Source organism: Sporomusaceae bacterium, assembly GCA_031460455.1.
Lineage (GTDB): Bacteria > Bacillota > Negativicutes > Sporomusales > UBA7701 > Anaeroselena.
Genome location: JAVKTQ010000001.1, coordinates 265210 through 282719, shown reverse-complemented (window position 1 = coordinate 282719; position 17510 = coordinate 265210). Strand labels below are relative to the sequence as shown.

General features: G+C 60.8%; 21 protein-coding genes. All 21 read right to left on the bottom strand.

Translation table 11 applies throughout. The annotated features are described in order from the left end of the window. Nucleotides 1–28 precede the first annotated feature (28 nt). Entirely contained in the window at nt 29–502 is a 474-nt protein-coding gene (locus RIN56_01545) for a flagellar basal body-associated FliL family protein (protein ID MDR7865465.1), read from the bottom strand. A gap of 43 nt (nt 503–545) precedes the next feature. Further along, entirely contained in the window at nt 546–1325 is a 780-nt protein-coding gene (locus RIN56_01540) for a flagellar motor protein (protein ID MDR7865464.1), read from the bottom strand. A gap of 13 nt (nt 1326–1338) precedes the next feature. Next, nucleotides 1339–1536 carry a flagellar FlbD family protein gene (locus tag RIN56_01535; protein MDR7865463.1) on the bottom strand — a complete coding sequence of 66 codons (198 nt, stop codon included), beginning with the start codon at nt 1534–1536 and terminating at the stop codon, nt 1339–1341. Nucleotides 1537–1611: 75 nt separating this feature from the next. Continuing rightward, nucleotides 1612–3216, bottom strand: a complete 1605-nt coding sequence (locus RIN56_01530) for a flagellar hook-basal body complex protein (protein ID MDR7865462.1) — start codon at nt 3214–3216, stop codon at nt 1612–1614. A gap of 86 nt (nt 3217–3302) precedes the next feature. Continuing rightward, nucleotides 3303–3689, bottom strand: coding sequence for a TIGR02530 family flagellar biosynthesis protein (locus tag RIN56_01525; GenBank protein MDR7865461.1), 387 nt, complete (start codon nt 3687–3689; stop codon nt 3303–3305). 12 nt (nt 3690–3701) lie between these two features. Next, a complete protein-coding gene (locus tag RIN56_01520; protein MDR7865460.1) occupies nt 3702–4286 on the bottom strand; it encodes a flagellar hook capping FlgD N-terminal domain-containing protein in 585 nt (194 codons plus the stop codon). Between the two features lie 18 nt (nt 4287–4304). Further along, nucleotides 4305–5894: a flagellar hook-length control protein FliK gene (locus RIN56_01515; GenBank protein MDR7865459.1), complete on the bottom strand. Its 1590-nt coding sequence runs from the start codon at nt 5892–5894 to the stop codon at nt 4305–4307. Nucleotides 5895–5941: 47 nt separating this feature from the next. Beyond that, nucleotides 5942–6553: a magnesium transporter MgtE gene (locus RIN56_01510; protein MDR7865458.1), complete on the bottom strand. Its 612-nt coding sequence runs from the start codon at nt 6551–6553 to the stop codon at nt 5942–5944. Between the two features lie 31 nt (nt 6554–6584). After that, nucleotides 6585–7118, bottom strand: coding sequence for a lytic transglycosylase domain-containing protein (locus tag RIN56_01505; protein MDR7865457.1), 534 nt, complete (start codon nt 7116–7118; stop codon nt 6585–6587). Nucleotides 7119–7126: 8 nt separating this feature from the next. Beyond that, on the bottom strand, nt 7127–7570 hold the full coding sequence (fliJ, locus tag RIN56_01500; GenBank protein ID MDR7865456.1) for a flagellar export protein FliJ: 444 nt from the start codon (nt 7568–7570) through the stop codon (nt 7127–7129). A gap of 28 nt (nt 7571–7598) precedes the next feature. Continuing rightward, nucleotides 7599–8912, bottom strand: a complete 1314-nt coding sequence (gene fliI / locus RIN56_01495) for a flagellar protein export ATPase FliI (protein ID MDR7865455.1) — start codon at nt 8910–8912, stop codon at nt 7599–7601. Beyond that, the gene (locus RIN56_01490) at nt 8909–9664 is read right to left on the bottom strand and encodes a FliH/SctL family protein (protein ID MDR7865454.1); all 756 of its coding nucleotides are present in this window, start codon (nt 9662–9664) and stop codon (nt 8909–8911) included. The genes fliI and RIN56_01490 overlap by 4 nt, the downstream gene beginning before the upstream one ends. Beyond that, complete coding sequence (gene fliG / locus RIN56_01485) at nt 9657–10667, bottom strand: flagellar motor switch protein FliG (GenBank protein ID MDR7865453.1); 1011 nt, start codon at nt 10665–10667, stop codon at nt 9657–9659. The genes RIN56_01490 and fliG overlap by 8 nt, the downstream gene beginning before the upstream one ends. A 15-nt stretch (nt 10668–10682) precedes the next feature. Then, nucleotides 10683–12221, bottom strand: a complete 1539-nt coding sequence (gene fliF, locus RIN56_01480; GenBank protein ID MDR7865452.1) for a flagellar basal-body MS-ring/collar protein FliF — start codon at nt 12219–12221, stop codon at nt 10683–10685. Nucleotides 12222–12271: 50 nt separating this feature from the next. Next, entirely contained in the window at nt 12272–12574 is a 303-nt protein-coding gene (gene fliE / locus RIN56_01475; protein MDR7865451.1) for a flagellar hook-basal body complex protein FliE, read from the bottom strand. Between the two features lie 17 nt (nt 12575–12591). Beyond that, entirely contained in the window at nt 12592–13026 is a 435-nt protein-coding gene (gene flgC, locus RIN56_01470; GenBank protein MDR7865450.1) for a flagellar basal body rod protein FlgC, read from the bottom strand. Between the two features lie 2 nt (nt 13027–13028). Continuing rightward, nucleotides 13029–13436 carry a flagellar basal body rod protein FlgB gene (gene flgB / locus RIN56_01465; protein MDR7865449.1) on the bottom strand — a complete coding sequence of 136 codons (408 nt, stop codon included), beginning with the start codon at nt 13434–13436 and terminating at the stop codon, nt 13029–13031. A gap of 330 nt (nt 13437–13766) precedes the next feature. Continuing rightward, the gene (gene codY / locus RIN56_01460; protein MDR7865448.1) at nt 13767–14543 is read right to left on the bottom strand and encodes a GTP-sensing pleiotropic transcriptional regulator CodY; all 777 of its coding nucleotides are present in this window, start codon (nt 14541–14543) and stop codon (nt 13767–13769) included. Between the two features lie 99 nt (nt 14544–14642). Further along, a complete protein-coding gene (gene hslU / locus RIN56_01455; GenBank protein MDR7865447.1) occupies nt 14643–16034 on the bottom strand; it encodes an ATP-dependent protease ATPase subunit HslU in 1392 nt (463 codons plus the stop codon). A gap of 16 nt (nt 16035–16050) precedes the next feature. Further along, on the bottom strand, nt 16051–16587 hold the full coding sequence (gene hslV / locus RIN56_01450; GenBank protein ID MDR7865446.1) for an ATP-dependent protease subunit HslV: 537 nt from the start codon (nt 16585–16587) through the stop codon (nt 16051–16053). Nucleotides 16588–16592: 5 nt separating this feature from the next. After that, on the bottom strand, nt 16593–17498 hold the full coding sequence (gene xerC, locus RIN56_01445; GenBank protein ID MDR7865445.1) for a tyrosine recombinase XerC: 906 nt from the start codon (nt 17496–17498) through the stop codon (nt 16593–16595). Nucleotides 17499–17510: the final 12 nt, after the last annotated feature.

Sequence of the window (17510 nt, the reverse complement as noted above, 5' to 3'; positions counted from 1 at the left end):
TAACCACCTCCTTTCGCGGGTCAAAAACTTACTGAAGCACGAAATTGGTGATAAAGACCTCGTAAACCCTTTCTTCGCCCAGAGCTCGGTTAACCTCGGACTTAATCAAGTCCTTAAGCCGTTCCTGGCGGGACGGCTCGAAATCTTCCACCCTCTGGGACCGCAGCAGTTGAACCACCGCATCTAGTGATTTAATTTCATCGGGAGAGGCGGCTTTTCCTCCTGCCGGCGGGGCATTCTTCGCAGGTTTTAGCTCTAATATGACACCTATTTTCAAATATCGACCCGAAGACACACCACCGATATTGATAATCAGCCCGTCCTTGGGATCGCCGAGCTTCAGGAATACGCCCGGCTCGCGCGCCGCCGCCTTGCCGTCCGTCTTCGAACTGATCACCTTCGTCGCGATGAAATACGAAATGCCGCCGGCCAATATCAGCCCGACGACGATCAAGCCGACAATCATCATCACCGAATACTTTTTGCCGCCTTCTTCTGCCATGCCGCAACTCCTCCAGTCATATGTATATCAGCGTTCAGGGCCTCTATTCCTCGCCCTGCATCTGCGGATTTTTCCTCTTCGTAGGCGCCAGGAAAGCCTCCAGCTTCTCTTCCACGATGCGCGGATTGTCCCCGGCCTGAACAGACAGAATGCCCTCCAGGGTAACCTCGTACACAAGCACCTGGTGGGCGCTGCGGTTCTTGAGCTTACCGGCGAGCGGCAGGAAAAAAATATTGGCGGAAAAAATGCCGTAAAGCGTTGCCAGGAAAGCCGTGGAAATCGCCGGACCGAGCGACTCGGTGTCCGACAGGTTGCCCAGCACGTGCACCAGCCCCATGACCGTCCCGATGATCCCCATCGTCGGCGCGTAGCCGCCGGCGGCGTCGAAAATACTCGCCCCCTTGTGGTGGCGCTCCTGGATGAAAGCCAGCTCGGTCTCCATGATGCTGCGGACCAGTTCGGCGTCCGTGCCGTCGATTACCAGCTGCATGCCCTTCTTGAGGAACTTGTCCTCGATCGCGTTCAGGTCCTCCTCCAGGGCCAGCAGGCCCTCGCGGCGGGCCTTCTCGGCGAAGCTCACCAGCGTGGCGATCAGGCTCGCCACATCGTGCTTCTCGTCCTTGAAAGCGATCCGCATCAGCGTCGGCACCGTCTTCAGCTCTTCGAGCGTAAAGCCGATGGCGGTAGCGCCGATCGTACCGCCGAATATGACCACAAATGCCGGAATGCTGATAAGGCTGGCCAGATGCCCGCCCTCCAGCACAACCGAAACAAGCAGCGCCCCGATACCGATCACCAAACCGAGAATTGTCGTCAGATCCATGCCAACACCTCAACTATCGCATATTGCGGAAAATCTCCCGGCGGTAATCCATTACCCGCCGCACCACCTCGTTCATCCCTTCGGCGACAATCAGCTTCTTGCCGTTCGTGAGAGTTATGACCGTATCAGGCGTTTCCTCGATAGTCTCGATAAGTTCGGCGTTTAAGACGAAGTCGTGGTCGTGGGACTTGAATTTCGTCAGCTTAATCATTCGCGAGCCCCCCTATAGTTTCGCCCGCGGGCCGGGAGGGGGCTGCCCCCTCCCCCGCCCCGTCAGGCGTCAGGCTTAACGTTTCAGGTTCGCCAGCTCCTGCAGCATCTCGTCGGTGGAGCTGATGATCTTCGAATTGGACTGGAAACCGCGCTGGGTGATGATCATATTGCTGAACTCCTGCGCCAGGTCGATGTTCGACATCTCCAGCGTGCCGGGACTGAGCTTGCCGCGGCCGCCGCTGCCGGCAGTGCCGACCTGGGCCACACCCGAGTTGTTCGACTCCGCGAACAGGCTGCTACCCGCCTTATTCAGGCCGGCCGGGTTGCTGAAGGTCGCCAGCGCCACCTGGCCGAGGTTCTTGCTCTGGCCGTTCGTAAACCGGCCAATGATGACCCCCTGCGGGTCGATCGTCGTCGTGTCCAGCGTGCCGGACGAATAGCCGTCCTGGTTGACCGCCTGGATTGTCGTCGCGCCGCCGAACTGGGTCAGCTTCGACAGCACCAGGTTGACGCTCATCGGGTCGCCGCCGCCGGAGGGCGTGAAGCCCAGCGGCGCTATCGCCGTCGCCGTGTAAGGCGAGGTCGACGTTGCGTTGAAGGTCGGTCCGCCAGCGGGGTCCGAATGGGTGGTGATATTGAAGGCCACATTGGTGCCGTTGACATTCAGCGGGCCAAAGCCTGTATAGGTCGAAGTGCCGCCGTTCCAGGTAATCGTGCCGCTGGTCGCGGCCACCCCTTCCGGGTTGGCCTGGTCGGTCAGCGAGTACGACCAGGTGGTCGCGCCCGTCGTCGTGAAGGTCGCTTTGTACACATGGGGCACGTTGTCATCGTCGAACACCGTGAAATTCTGGGTGTGGGTGGCGTTGAGGGTCGGGTCCATTTTAAAGGTCGGTACGGTCAGCGCCGTCGTCGGCACCGTCGCCGTTATCCCGCCGATCGACTGCACGCCGCCGGTCGAGGTGAACACCACCTTGCCCAGCGCGCCGGTGACGCCGGGCGGGGTGGTGGCGTCGTCCACCGACGTGCCGTACAGCCAGGTGTTATCCGATTCCTTCACAAAGGTGTGGACGATCTTGTGGCTGATGCCGAGCGAGTCGTACACGTTGATCGACGTCGTCGCCTTCGTGCCGTTGATCGCCGCCGCCGACAGGTTGTTGGCGAAGTCCATCTGCGTCGTCGTCTTCGCGGCCATCGCCGCGCCCACCGGGATCTGGATGGCGCCGATCGTGCCGGCGGTATTGATGTTGCCGTTGGCGTCGGCCATCCAGCCCATTACCTTGTAGCCTGTGCCGGGCACCAGGTAGTTGCCGGTGTCGTCGAAGTCGAAGTTGCCGGCCCGCGTATAAACCTGGCCGTCGCCGTCCGACAGGATGAAGAAGCCCTGGCCCTGGATGGAAAGGTCGGTCTGCTTGCCGGTCGGCTGGAACGAGCCGTCGGTGAAGACCGTGTCGATACTGGCCAGGCCCATGCCCATACCGATCTGCATCGGGTTGGTGCCGCCGCGGTCGCCCGTGCTGCCCGAAGCGCCCTGGATGGTCTGGCTCATGACATCCGAGAAACTGACCCGGCTGCCCTTGAAACCTACGGTGTTGACGTTGGCGATGTTGTTGCCGATTACGTCCATGCGGGTCTGGTGGTTTCTCAGACCCGAAACGCCGGCGAAAAGTGAACGCATCATAATAAATGACCTCCCTTAATTCTTGCGCGCGATGGCGCGGCCGCGTCAATCGTTCGGCGGCCGCGGGCTCCCTGAGAGGTCCAGCCCTACACAATCACTGCGCTGTCGATGTTGGTGAATACGTTGTCTCTGATATTCGTGCCGTCCATGGCCGTGATGACCGTCCGGTTCTTGACGCTGACAACCAGCGCCAGATCGTTCATCAGGATGAGCGAATCGCGGGCCCCTTTCTGGGCCGCCTTGTCCACCGCCCCGGATAACTTGGCGAGATCGCCGCCGTCGAGCTTGATGTTGCGGCTCGACAGCCTCTGAAGGGCGTGCTGGGAAAACTTCACGCCGGTCAGTTCCTGGGCAAGCACCTGGTTGAACGAATGTCCGTCGGCCGTCTTGGCGGAGGATTGCGCCGCCGTCCCCTGGCCGGGTTTCTGCACCGGCAGGATCGGCTGCTGATAGTAAATGCGGTTGTCGGTCATCCTTCCACCTCCTTACGCGGTCGTCGTCGGTTTCTGTACCTGGGTCACCTTGTCGAGCGTTATTTTCGGTCCGGCTATCACCGCGTACTTCTTGCCGTCTTTTTCCGCGATGCTCGCCACCGTGCCGCTCAGTTCGATGCCGGATATCGCGTCCTGCCAGCTTACATCCTTGGCGATAAGGCTTGTCGGGTCGCTGTATTCGGGGTATTTGGTCAGCGCGCTCAGCTCGACCGCCGTATCGTTGATCTGGAGCTTGGGCTCGTTGTTCACGATGCTCACCGACTTCACCACTCCGGCGTACTGGATGCCTTTGTCGTCCGTCCAGTAGACCTCGGCGCCGATCATACCCGTAGCCTGCATCATATTCATCGTCTTCGTCATGTTCATCGACTGCTCCAGGCTGGAAAACTGCGCCATCTGGGCGATGAATTCAGTGTCTTCCATCGGGCTGAGCGGGTCCTGGTTCTGCATCTGTGCGACCAGCAGTTTGATGAATTCGTCCTTGCCGAGCGAAGAAGCTTCGCCGGTGCCCTTGGTTGTCGAAGTCGTGGCCGCGCTCCCGGTCGCGTAAGAACCGGTATTTGATACGATCGCCATTGTTTCACCTCCTGTGCGTCAAATCCGGTAGTCGATCCCCGACCCGCCTGACACATTCTGGGTTCCCAGAGCCGTAACCGCGGCCGCCGTATCGGCGAAAACCGCGTCTTCGCTGGGCCGGCGCGCCGTCTGCGGCATCTGCTGCTGGGGGGCGTGGCGCTGGTCGTTGGCGAAGAATTGGTCGAGACCTGTGTACACACCCACATTATCGACCTTCAGTCCCTGGTTGGCCATATCGTGCCTGAGTTGGGGCAGCGAAGCTTCAATTGCGGCGCGGACCTCGGCGTTCTTCGCGTGGAAGGTGGCGCTGACCACCCCGCTGTCGACCACGATCTTCAGGGTCAGCTCGCCGAGATGTTCGGGCTTGAGCCTGATGACCATCTCGCTGTTCTCGGCCCGGGTGATAAGGCGGGCATTGTCGACGATCTGTCCGGCGACGTTGTACGGGTCCTGGGCTGACGTCGTCCCCTGATTGCCGGCTGCGGCGAACATGCTCTCGGCCGCGTTGGCGCGTCCCGCCGTCTGGTCGACGAGCGCCGCGAACAGCTGGTTTGCGGTTGCCGTCTCGGGGGGCGGCGCGGCATTCCGGGCTGCCGGCGGGAAGTTCTCGGTCGAAAACGCAGCGCTGTCGTCGCCTGTTGTCTGTGTCTCGCCGCTTGCTGCAACCGTCATGGCCGCCGCCGGCGCGATCCGGGGCTGCACTTCGGCTTCGCCTTCAACTGCGGTCACAGGATCCTGCGCAACGGCGGGTTTCTCTGTCTGGCGCGGTCCGCCGGCTATTGCCGCCGTTATCGTCGCCGGCGTGATCACCGTCGGCTTGATCTGCCGCTCTGCTGCCGTTTCCTGTCCGGTCGCCGCGGTGTCGGGCTTTTCGGCCGGCGCCGGTATGGCCGCTGCCGTCGGAATCGGGATTTCCTGGGCTTCGCTCGTTGGCGCGGGTGCCGTCGGCAGCGGAGCTGCCTGGGCTTCGCTCGTTGGCGCGGGTGCCGTCGGCAGCGGAGCTGCCTGGGCTTCGCTCGTTGGCGCGGGTGCCGTCGGTAGCGGAGCTGTCGTCATTACCGGCATTTGCGGCAATTGCGGCCTGGTTGGCATCGTCTGCCCGACACTCAAGACCGGCGCCTGCTGAACCTGCTCAGTAACCTGTGTCGCGGGCTTTTGCTCCGCCGGCTGGGCGATCGCTTCGGGCAGCGTCTGCTGACCGGCGTCAAACGTTACCGGAGCGGTAAGCTGCGGCAGAGGCAGCGTTTGCGTTGGCTGGGCGGTCTGTCCCGCCGTGGCCGGCAGAGGCGTTATCGCCCCCGTCGTATCCTGGGCTGATGGCAGTGCGGCCGTCTGCTCCACCGTCGCCGTAAGCGGCGCCTGCACCATAAGCGCGGCGACATTCCACATCCCCGGCGCAAACACCTGAACGGTTTCGCCGGCGGCCTGGGCCTCGGCGTCCGGCTTCTTCGCCTCGCCGTTTTGCGGCTGCCCGTCAGCCACCAGGCCGGCGAACATCGCCCCGAACTCCCCGCCGTCCTTGCCCTGGGAAGTTGCGGGCTTTCCCTGCCCTTTCGGCGGCGCGGCGGTCTGAGTCTCCGCAGCGAACTGCATTAATACTACATCCATTCATTCACCTCCTTTCAGTGAGCTATCTATACTAAAAGGCCGGCCACTTACATGGTCTTGCCTTTCAGCATATCCTGGGTGAGGCGGGCGGCCCGCCGGGCGTCGAAAAGCGCCATCAGCTTGGCCACCTGGCTGTCTTCCATCTTATTGAAGATCGCCAGGACGGTCGGGTCGTCCAGTTGGTTGAGGATCGGCGCCGCCTCGTCGGGCTTCATCTCGGCGTACAGCCGGGCCAGCCGGGAAATGCGCTTGGCCTCCTCCTGCTTCGCCTTGGCCTCCCTGGCCTTGAGTTCGTCGGGCGATGCCGCGGCAGCGGCGGGAGCCGGGGCGGCCTGCGCCGCAGGCGCGGGGGCCGGCGTTTCCTTGGCGGCTTCGGGCGGCAGGTCGACAGTCTCGAAATTAGTGGCCGCCGGCTTGGCGAAATAACGCCCGATAACCGGGTATGAGGCCAGATTGTACTGGGCGGCCAGCGCGTCGACGTCGATGAATTTAAAGAACACTGCGGCGTACAGGCTGCCGCCGGCCAGCATCAGCAGCACCAGCAGGACGAGCGTCGCCATCAGCAGAAAGCGGAATTTGTTTTTCTTGGCCGGCGCTTTCGCGGCGGCGGTTTTCGCGCCCGGTTTCTCTTTCTCGGGCTGCTTCTTCTTTTCAGCCATGAACGGTATCAGCCCACCTTTTGCGTAAGGTTCAGCCGCACAGGCTCAAAACCTTGTTGACGTACGCCTTCGTCTCCGGGTAAGGCGGCACTCCGGCATACTGCCGCACCGCATCGGGCCCGGCGTTGTACGCGGCGACAGCCTTTACGACATCGCCGCCAAAAGCGTTAAGCATCTGTTTCAGATAACGGATCCCGCCGTCGATATTCTCGCGCGGGTCGTGGATATTGCGCACCCCCAGCGAGCGGGCCGTCTCGGGCATAAGCTGCATCACACCCGTCGCTCCCGCTGTCGAAACCGCCTGCGGCTGAAGGTCTGACTCCGCCACCGCTACCGCCAGCGCCAGATTGGCGTCGACGCCGTGCCGTTTGGCGGCCGCCTGGACAAGCGTCGCGATTTCCTGCCGTCCGGCCGCAGACATCTTCACCGGCCCTGCGGCGCCCTGCGCCTTGGACATGGCTGCTGCGAACCCGTCCTCCTGGACCGTCGGCTGCACCGGCTGCATCTGCTGAAAGCGCTGTTCGATGGCGGCGATGCGCTGCATCACCCGTTGCATACCTTCCATTTGCACTCCTAGCCGTTGCGCACGAAGGCCTGCAACCCCAGTTCGTCCAGCAGCTTCTGCTCTTCGAGCAGCGCTTCGGCCTGATACTGGGCAAGACGCTTCTCGCGCAGCTTTTCCACCAGCTTGCGGGCTCTCGCGGCCTCCTCCAGCGCGGCAAGGCATTCCTGCCGTCTGTGGGCGGCCGACTCCACCCGGATATGCTGAAGAGAAATATCCCCTTTTAATTTATCGTTATAATCCCGAAACATCTTAAGTACTGCCACCGTGACAGGTTCGGAAAGCGTGCGGCGGTATTCGGCGACATGGTCGGCCAGCTCCGCCTCCAGGGCGGCCAGCGCCTCCCGTTCGGCCACATACTGCGCCGTCGCCTCGGCCAGTTTTATCTGCGCCTGTTCCTCCTGCATGCGGCGTAACTTTAAGAGCGTCTCAAGACGGAACTGGAACGGCCGCACCGCAGATCACCTCGCCTGCCGTAAAAAATTATCGGGTAAGGGCCACAAGCCGGTCGACCGCGTCCCGCAGCCCGGTCTGCTCGCGGACGCTCTGGCGGAGAAACTCCCTGATCGGGCCGATCATCTGGATGGCCTGGTCGATCGCCGGATTGCTGCCATGCGCGTATGCGCCGATATTGATCAGATCCTCCGCCTCGCGGTAAGTCGCCAGCATCGTCCTGAGCTTCTGAGCCGCGTCCCAGTGCTCCTCGTCCACGATCTCCAGCATCAGTCTGCTGACGCTCTGGAGGATGTCGATCGCCGGGTAGTGGTTCTGGGCCGCCAGCGACCGCGAAAGAACGATATGGCCGTCGAGGATGCTGCGCGCCGCGTCGGCGATCGGCTCGTTCATATCGTCGCCATCCACCAGCACCGTATAAATGCCGGTGATCGACCCTTTATCCCCCGTCCCGGAGCGCTCCAGCAGCTTTGGCAGCAGCGCGAAAACCGACGGAGTATAGCCGCGGGTCGCAGGCGGTTCGCCGACCGTCAGCCCTACCTCGCGCTGGGCGACCGCGAACCGGGTCACCGAATCCATCATCAGCACGACATTCAGACCCTGGTCGCGGAAATACTCGGCTACCGCCGTCGCCGTCATCGCCCCCTTGAGACGCAGGAGCGCCGGCTGATCCGACGTCGCCACAACGACGACCGACCTCTTCAGTCCTTCCTCGCCGAGGTCGCGCTCGATGAACTCGCGCACCTCGCGGCCGCGTTCGCCCACCAGCGCGATGACGCTTATATCGGCCTCCGTGTTGCGGGCCACCATCCCCAGCAGCGTGCTCTTGCCCACGCCGCTGCCGGCCATGATCCCCACCCGCTGGCCGCGGCCGAGGGTCAGAAGACCGTCGACGGCGCGGACGCCCACGGAAATTTTATCGGTGATCCGCTGACGCGACAGCGGCGGCGGCGGCACCGCATGGAGCGGATACTCCTCGCTGCCCGTCAGCGGGCCCTTGCCGTCGATCGGATTGCCCAGCCCGTCGAGGATGCGGCCGAGAAGGCTTCGGCCCACATTCACCGACAGCTTCCGCCGGGCCGACACCACCTGGCAGCCGGGGCCGATGCCGTGCAGCTCGCCCAGAGGCATCAGCAGCACGCTGTTGTCGCGGAACCCCACCACCTCCGCCGGCAGGCTGAAACCGTCATCTGGCGAGGTGATATAACACAAATCCCCCAGATTGACCCGGGGACCTTGGGATTCGATCAGCAGGCCGATAATCTTGCTGACCTTGCCCACCTGTTGAATCGAGTCTATGCTTTTCAGCCCATCCACATAACGGGCGACATTCACGGCCGTCACGGCAGCAGCTCCTTCAGCGCCGCCTTCACCAGTTCAAGCTGCGTATCAATGCGGGCGTCCACCGTCCCGTACGGCGTCTCCACAATGCAGTCGCCGTTCTTGAGGGCGGCATCCGCCACCACCGCCACACTGCCGGCGCGCGCCAGACCGGCCTGAAGCTCGGACCGGGCGGCCAGCACCAGCTCGTAGCACTCGGGATTAACGCGGATCGTAATCTGCTCCTGATCCTGCACCTTTTCGAGCGCCGTCTTGACAATCGGCAGAATCACCGTCGGGTTCTCCGCCACCTCGCGCGCCAGCACCTTTGAAGCCACAGCCAGCGCCAGCTCCACCACCTGCCGCTCGGCGCCGTTGAACGCCTCATCGGCCTGCTGCCTGGCAAGCGCCATAATCTGCGACGCCTTCTCGGCCGCCTCGGCGATCGCGCCCCTGGCCTGTTCAAGGCCGGCGGCCTCGCCGCGCCCCTGGCCCTCGGCGAACCCCTTCTCATAGCCCTCGTCATACGCCTCGCGCCGCAGCTTCGCCGCGTCCTCGCCGGCGGCCGCCACCACCGCGGCCGCCTTCTCGCGGGCCGCGGAAATGATGCCGATCGCCTCGCCGCCGGCCGCCGACAGAAGCTCCTCCTCGGCGTCGGCGCCCTCCTCGTCCGCAAGCGGCTCCTCGTCAGGCTCCGGCTCCGGCAGGCGGGGCGGCGTATATGTAACCACATGCGGCGTCTCGCGCAGGGATACGCCCTTGAAAATCCTAGACAATTATCTCGTCTCCTTTACCGCGGGAAACAATAATCTCACCCGACTCCTCGAGACGACGGATAACATTGACAACCTTCTGCTGCGCCTCTTCCACATCGCGGATGCGCACCGGGCCCATATACTGGATCTCCTCGCGCAGCATCTCGGCGGCGCGTTTCGACATATTCTTGTACACCTTTTCGGCGACCTCGCTCGACGAAGCCTTGAGCGCCAGCGCCAAATCCTTGGAATCGATCTCGCGCAGCACCAGCTGCAGCGAACGGTCGTCCAGCAGCACGATATCCTCGAACACGAACATCCGCTTCTTGATCTCTTCCGCCAGCTCCGGGTTCTGAATCTCCAAATTCTCGATAATCGTCCGCTCCGTCGTCCGGTCCACCCGGTTCAGCACCTCGACGATCGCGTCCACACCGCCGGCGGCCGTAAAATCCTGCGTCACCAGCGACGACAACTTGCGCTCCAGGATACGCTCAACATCCTTGATCACATCGGGCGACGTCCTGTCCATCAGCGCGATCCGCTTCGCCACATCCACCTGCCGGTCGGGCGGCAGCGCCGACAAAATCGTCCCCGCCTGCTCAGGCTGCAAATAAGCCATAATCAGGGCGATCGTCTGGGGATGCTCGTTCTGGATGAAATTCAGCAACTGGGAAGGATCGGTCTTGCGGGCGAAATCGAACGGCCTGATCTGGAGGCTTGAAGTCAGGCGGTTGATAATCATCATCGCCTTCTCCTGGCCGAGGGCCTTCTCGATAATCTCGCGGGCGTAATCGATACCGCCGCTCGAAATATACTCCTTGGCAAGCGCCATCTGATGGAACTCCACCAGCACCTTATCCTTGCTCTCCTGCGTCACCTTGCGCTGGTTGGCGATCTCCAGCGTCAGCTTCTCGATCTCCTCTTCCTTCAGGTGCTTGAAAACCTGAGACGCCACATCCGGCCCGAGGGAGATGAGCAAAATCGCCGCCTTCTGCTTGCCGTTCATATCTGAGGGCTGATACATCCCTTACCCTCCTGCCTACTCCTCATTAATCCAAGCCTTGACAAGCTGGGCAACCTCTTCCGGTTTCGCCTTGGCCATCTTCGCGATAGCCTCCCGTTGCGCGGCGCGTTCCTTCTCCTGCGGCGAAAGCTCCTTCGCGGCGGCCGCCTCCATAATATGGGCCGGCGACTGCACAGGAATCTCCATAAACTCAGGCTCCTCCGGCTGACGCTTGCGCAGGAACGTGCGCACCACATACAGCACGGCCAGCAGCGCCACCACCGCCACCGCGATCTTCATATACAAAGCCTGCTTCTGCTGCTCCGCCAGTTCCTGCTCCTCGCGCTTCTGGCGGTCGGCCAGCTCGGTGCTGAACGGGATGCTCTCCACCGAAATAACGTCGCCGCGGCCGGCATTATAGCCCACAGCCGACGACACCGCCTTCAGGATGCTCTCCCGCTGGGCATTATTCACATTCGCATCCACCAGCACCGACACCGCCAGGCGGCGGATCGAGCCGGGAGCTACGACAGTCTTCTCTTTAAGCTCATTAATCTCATAATTGCGGGTTGATTCCTTCTTCTCATACTGCGACTGACCCTGATTGGTCGTCACATAACCGGGAATATTCGTCGTCGTCCCGGGCACCCCGCCCTGCTGGGGACTCGTGCCCTTGAAACTCTCGTTCACATCCTGCGAACTCCTGATAATCCCCTTATCGTCCACCACCGGCTCGAACACCTGGCGGTCCACCGTCCGCAAATCGAAATTCAGCTCCACGCTCACCCGCACAGCCGTCTTATTCGGGCCAAGCACCTGCTCCAGCAGCGACTGCACGCTCTTCTGCAGATTATCCTGCACCTTCTTCGTCATCTCCAACTGAGTCAGGGAAGCGGCGGTCGGCAACTGCTGCGACTCGGGCTGATCGTTCAGCACGCGGGCGAAACTGTCCACAACCGTCACATTCTCGGGCTTGAGGCTCTGGATACTGTGGGCCACAAGATTCACGATCCCCTTCACCTGCTCGCGCGTAAGCTGGGCGGAAGGGCGCAGCTTCAGCATAATCGACGCCGTCGCCGGCTTCTCGTTGCGCTTATACAGGCTGTCCTCCGGCAGCACGATATGTACCCTGGCCTTCTCCACCTCGGCCATCTGCTCGATCGTGCGGGTCAGCTCCCCCTGGAGCGCCTGCAGATAATAAACCTTATTCTGAAACTCCGTCGCGCCAAACTTATTCTGGTCGAAAATCTCAAAACCCTTATAACCGCGCGGCAACCCCTGGCTAGCCAAATCGAGGCGCACGCGGTAAACATCCTTCGACGACACCAAGATAGCCGTACCGTTGTTGCCGATCTCGTACGGAATCTTCAGCTCCTTCAGCTTCGCGGCAACCTCGCCGGCATCCTTGGCATCCATCCCGGTAAACAGCGGCACATTCTCAGGCCGGCCGCCCCACCACACGCTCCAGCCGATAATGGCCACGAACAGTAGCACCGCCGCCCCGATAATCATATACCGTTCCCGTTTGCCGATATTCTGCCAGAGGCTTAATGCCTGCTCCTTCCAGTCGGCCATGGCTCCACCTCTCCAAGTGACAAATAAGGACCGAGGCTAACGCCCGGCATTTATACCTGCATCCGCATCATTTCCTGATAAGCCTCGACAACCTTGTTTCGCACCTGCATCGTAAGCTGCAAAGCAATCGTCGCCTTCTCCGTAGCGATTACAACCTCGGAAACATCCTGGATCTTGCCGGCGGCCAGATTCAGCGACGCCTGCTGGGCGTCCAGCTGCAGCTTATTCACCTCGCCAAGGCTATCGGCGAGGATCTGGCCAAAACTCTTGCCGCCCTCCGCGGCTGCCGGCGACGCGCCGGCGGCGGTACGGGCAGCGCCTGCGGGCGTAAGGGCAATCGGATCAATGCGCATACACAATCCTCCTTAGCCTAGCGGCCAATTTCCAAAGCCTTCGTAGCCATCCCCTTAGCGGCGTTCACCGCCGTCACATTCGCCTCATACGCCCTGGTGGCGGTCATCATATCCACCATCTCCGCCACCACATTCACATTCGGCATCGACACATACCCGTCGGCGTTGGCGTCGGGATGCTTAGGATCGAACACCATCTTAAACGGCGAACTATCCTTCACAATACCCACCACCCGCACCCCGGCGCCGCCATCGAAACTCGCGGCCAGCATCTGTCCGAAGGTCGAACCGCCGGACCGGGGGGCGAACACCGCCATCTGGCGGCGATAAGGGCCGCCCTCCGCCGTCCTCGTCGAATTGACATTGGCGAGATTATTGGCGATAACATCCATGCGCAGGCGTTCGGCCGTCATCCCTGACGCCGCGGCGTCAATAGCCCCGAACATCCCCATCGTTAATTGCCTCCTCTAATCGCCGACTTCAGATTCGAAAAATAACCGCCAAGCTGCTGGGCCACCGCGTTGTAATAAATCGTGTTCTTGGCCACATTCGCCATCTCGGCGTCGATATCGACATTATTGCCGTCCGTCCGCAGCGAAGTCTTCGTATCCGTCACCACCGACGGCGAAAAAACGTCGCCCTGGCGTCCGGGCAGATGCTTGGCATGAGTGCGGGTCATATTAGCCTTCTTGCCCGACATCGCCTCGGCCAGCTTTTCCTCGAACACCACATCGCTCTTTTTGAACCCGGGTGTATTCACATTGGCGATATTGTTCGCGATAACCTTATGCCGCAGGGCGGCCGCCCCCAGCGCCTGCTCAAGGACCGACTCCTGAGGTGACGATAAAATCGATTTAACCACAAGATAGCCCCCCAATACAGTCAAAAATGAAGACAAAAATACTATATCTTTTGCATCATTCTACATAATTCAGGAAAATCCTTTCACAAATAACGCTATTATGTCGCTTAAACGATTAAATTTCCATGTAAATTTATGAAATTCGTCAATAACTACCCGTCAACCGCCATAATCCGACAACTGCAACAGTCTTACGGCCGAGGGGAAAAACCTGGCAAAGCGCGAAAACCTCCTACCTCTTGCCCGACCGTCACCATATAATTCGTCGCAAAGCCCTGATATATTAAGCGCGCAGGCACATAAAAAGGCCCGCCGTTTGGCGGGCCTCCCCTACTTCTTCAGCTTCTTCAGCTCATCGAGCAGGCGCTCGTTCAGCACCTTGATATACGTGCCCTTCATCCCCAGCGACTTCGACTCGATCACGCCCGCGCTCTCGAACTTCCTGAGCGCGTTCACGATCACCGAGCGGGTTATGCCCACGCGGTCGGCGATCTTGCTCGCCACCAGCAGGCCCTCGTTGCCCTCCAGCTCGCCGAGGATATGCATCACGGCCTCCAGCTCCGAATACGACAGCGTGCCCAGCGCAACCTGCACCGTCGCCTTCTTGCGGGCCTCCTCCTCGATCTTCTCGCTGCGGTCGCGGAGAATCTCCATCCCGACGACCGTCGCGCCGTACTCGGCCAGGATAAGATCGTCATCGTTAAACTCCCGGTCGAACTTGGCGACAATAAGCGTACCGATGCGCTCGCCGCCGCCGTGGATGGGGATGATCGTCGTAAACTTGTCATTGGCGATGCAGCTCGTATTCTCGGCAAAAGCGCACAACCCGTTCTCCAGACGCAGGTTGGGCGAAGTCTCCTGGATCTTGAGCAAAAACTCCACATACCGGTCGGGGAACAGCCCTTTGGACAAAACCCGCTCCCTCATGATCTCGCACTCGAACTGGTCGATGAGCGCGAAGCCCAGCACTGCGCCTTCCCTGCTGACGATATACACATTCGAACTCATAACCTGGCTCAGAACAGAAGAAATCTCTTCATATTTGACTTTGTCGGATTTTTGCAGCAAACGATTAATTTTCCGGGTACGGTCCAACATTGACGACACTGTGATCAATCCTGCCTTTCGCTAGACTTTTTTCTCTAGTCGGCTGTTTAATAGTCTGGAGCTTTTAAACCAGCCTTAATTCTCGGTTGTATCTCTCCCCTAAAGAATAAACTGGCTCAAATCTTGATTGACGACAATCGCATCCAGCTTGCCTTTCACATAAGCGCGGTCGATTAGCACCTTGCCGGCGGCGATATCGGGGGCTTCGAAGGCCAGATCCTCGAGCAGCTTCTCCAGGATAGTGTGCAGCCGCCGCGCGCCGATATTCTCCGTCTGGGCGTTCACCTTGCAGGCGATCTCGGCAAGCTCATCGATAGCATCTTCGCCAAAGTCGATGGCAATCCCTTCCGTCGCCAGTAAAGAAGTGTATTGTTTGAGCAGCGCGTTGGCCGGTTCGGTCAGGATCTGCTTGAGATCCTCCTTCGAAAGGCTGGCCAGTTCCACCCTTATCGGGAACCTGCCCTGCAGCTCCGGGATGAGATCGGAAGGCTTGGAAATATGGAAGGCGCCGGCGGCGATGAAGAGAACATGGTCGGTCTTCACCGGCCCGTATTTTGTTACCACCGTCGACCCTTCCACGATCGGCAGGATATCCCGCTGCACCCCCTCGCGGGAAACATCGGGACCGGCGCTTTTGCCGCGGCCGGCGATCTTGTCGATCTCGTCGAGGAAAATTATCCCGTAGTTTTCCGCCAGCGTCACCGCCGAAGCGTTAACCTCATCCATATCGATGAGCTTCTGGGCTTCCTCGTGGGTAAATATCTTGCGGGCTACGGAAACCGTTACCTTGCGCCGTTTTTGCTTTTTGGGCATTAGATTTCCCAGCATATCCTGAATATTTATGCCCATTTCTTCCGCGCCCGTGCCGGCGAACATCCCCATCATCGGATGTGAGCTGTCCTCGACCGTAATCTCGATCAACTCCTCCTCCAGTTCGCCGCGTTCAAGGCGGGCGCGCCACCAGTCGCGGGCCGTGTTCGGGGCCGGTTCCTCCGGAGCGGCCGGCGTGGCCGGCTGCTGACCGAGACCGCCGGAAAAAAGCAGCTCGAACGGATTGCGGGCCGTATCCTTCTTCGCCGCAGGCAGGAAATAATCGAGAATGCGCTCGTCGGCCAATTCCCGTGCCTTCTCGGCCACCTCAGCCATTCGCTCCTGCTTCACCATACGGATGGCGGTCTCCACCAGATCGCGGACCATCGACTCCACATCGCGGCCGACATAGCCGATCTCCGTGAACTTCGTCGCTTCCACCTTGATAAACGGCGCGTTGACCAGTTTGGCCAGCCGGCGGGCGATCTCGGTTTTGCCCACCCCCGTAGGGCCGATCATCAATATATTCTTAGGGATAATCTCCTCTTTCAGATCCGCTGAGAGCTGCTTGCTGCGCCAGCGGTTGCGCAGGGCGACCGCGACCGACTTCTTCGCCTGCCGCTGGCCGACGATGAACTTGTCGAGTTCGGCGACGATCTGTCTTGGCGTCAGTTCAGTCAAGATATTCCCCCCTTCTCTACAATTCTTCCACCGTGATGTGGTTGTTGGTATATACGCAGATATCGGCGGCAATGGCAAGTGCCTCGCGGGCTACCTCGGGCGCCGTCAGGGCCGAGTGGGCCATAAGGGCGCGGGCCGCAGCCAACGCGTAAGGCCCTCCCGAACCGATCGCCGTCACGGCGTCGTCGGGCTCGATGACCTCGCCATTGCCGGAGATTATCAGCATATTATCGGCATCGGCGACAATCAGCAGCGCCTCCAGGCGGCGCAGCACGCGGTCCAGTCGCCATTCCTTGGCAAGCTCGACCGCCGCTCTCATCATGTTGCCGTTGTATTCCTCAAGCTTCTGCTCGAATTTCGTAAACAGCGTAAACGCGTCGGCCACCGAACCGGCGAACCCCGCCAGCACCTTGCCGTGGTAAAGGCGGCGGACCTTCTTGGCGTTGTGCTTCATGACGGTATTCTGGCCGAAAGTAACCTGGCCGTCGCCGGCGATGGCCGTTTTGCCGTCGCGGCGCGCGGCTACGATGGTCGTAGCATGAAACACGGGCATTCCTCCTATGCGCGCGGATGCGCCTGCGAATAGACTGACTTGAGCCTCTCCTTGGTAACATGGGTATAAAGCTGGGTTGTCGACAGATTGACGTGGCCCAGCAGCTCCTGGACCGAACGGAGATCGGCGCCGTTGTTCAGTAAATGAGTCGCGAATGTATGGCGGATGGTATGCGGGCTGACATGCTTGGCAAGCGCCAGCGCCTCCACATACTTATCGACCACGCGGCGCACGCTCCGGTCGGTAAGCGGTCCGCCGCGACTGTTGACAAACAGAGTGTTGTGGGGCTGCCCCGCCGCCAAAAGCCGCGGGCGGGCCAGGTCGAGATACAGCTTGACGGCGGCCAGCGCCTTGCGGCCCACCGGCACCACCCTCTCCTTCGCCCCCTTGCCGTACACCAGGGCGTAGCCGCTGTCAGCATCAACGTCCCGCACCGCCAGGCCGGCCAGCTCGCTGACCCGCATGCCGGTCGCGTACAACAGCTCAAGGATGGCGGCGTCGCGGCGTCCGAGGCTGCTCTTGTCAGGCAGCTCGAGCAAAGCGAGCATCTCTGCCGGATCGAGGAAACTCGGCAATTTTTTCTCCAGCTTGGGAGTCCTCACCGCGCTGAACGGGTTCTCCTGCAGTATCGCCTCCCGGCACAAATGACGAAAAAAGGACCGCAGTGCAGCCATCTTGCGGGCAATGGAACGCCGTGCGTAATCCTCATCCTTGAGGTTGGCGAGATAAGCCCGTATCAGAATCGGCGTGACAGCGGCCAGCGGTACTTCGTCCATCCCCAGCTTAGCGGCGGCGAAAACGAGAAAATGGTCAAGATCGGCCCGGTAGCTTTTTACGGTATGAGGCGATGCATTCTTCTGCACCCGGAGATAGCGGAAGAAATCCGTCAGGTAAAATGTTGCTGTTTCCATAGTTACCACGCT